Consider the following 676-nt stretch of genomic DNA (forward strand, 5'->3'; position numbering starts at 1 on the left):
CGGCAGCCAGTATTTGCTCGCCTGGGCGGATAAGCTTATCGAGTTGAAAACGGTGTGCCATTGCGGGCGCAAAGCCAATCGGGTGCTGCGGCTTGATGCGCAGGGCAACCCGCTGCGTGAAGGTGAACAGGTGGTGATCGGCGGCAATGAGCGCTATGTGTCGGTCTGTCGCAAACACTACAAAAGCGCATTGGGATTAATCCGCGCGTGAACACAGGCAGGTAAAAGATAGGCAGATAAAAAACCCCAGCGAGGCGGTGCGTCGCTGGGGTAAAGGAGGCCCCCACCTTAACGGCAAGGGCGGGTTAGCACTTCTCAGCTAGCCTTTTTGCCTTTTTTCTCGGTTTTTGCCGGGGCTTTCTCTTCTTCAACACGCTCCGTATACGGACGGCCGTAGTAGGTGTCCAGCATGATCTGTTTCAGCTCAGCGATCAGCGGATAGCGCGGGTTGGCACCGGTACACTGATCGTCAAAGGCATCTTCAGACAGCTTGTCCACTTTCGCCAGGAAATCAGCTTCCTGCACGCCAGCCTCGCGAATCGAGGTGGGGATGCCCAGTTCAGTTTTGATTTCATCTAACCAGGTCAACAGCTTCTCAATCTTCGCGGCGGTGCGATCGCCGGGTGCGCTCAGCCCCAGATGATCGGCCACTTCGGCATAACGACGACGCGCTTGC

Annotated in this window: 1 protein-coding gene and 1 pseudogene; one reads left to right on the forward strand and one right to left on the reverse strand. The window is 56.7% G+C overall.

What is annotated here, in order from left to right; all coding sequences use genetic code 11:
• Positions 1–211, forward strand: a pseudogene (locus J5224_RS33145) (thymidine kinase); the annotation flags it as partial.
• 104 nt (positions 212–315) lie between these two features.
• Here the strand turns inward: J5224_RS33145 and J5224_RS33150 are convergent.
• Positions 316–676, reverse strand: a 361-nt coding sequence (locus J5224_RS33150) for an iron-containing alcohol dehydrogenase (RefSeq protein ID WP_264629146.1), incomplete at its 5' end; no start/stop codon positions are given.

It is taken from the genome of Candidatus Symbiopectobacterium sp. NZEC135 (assembly GCF_025962695.1).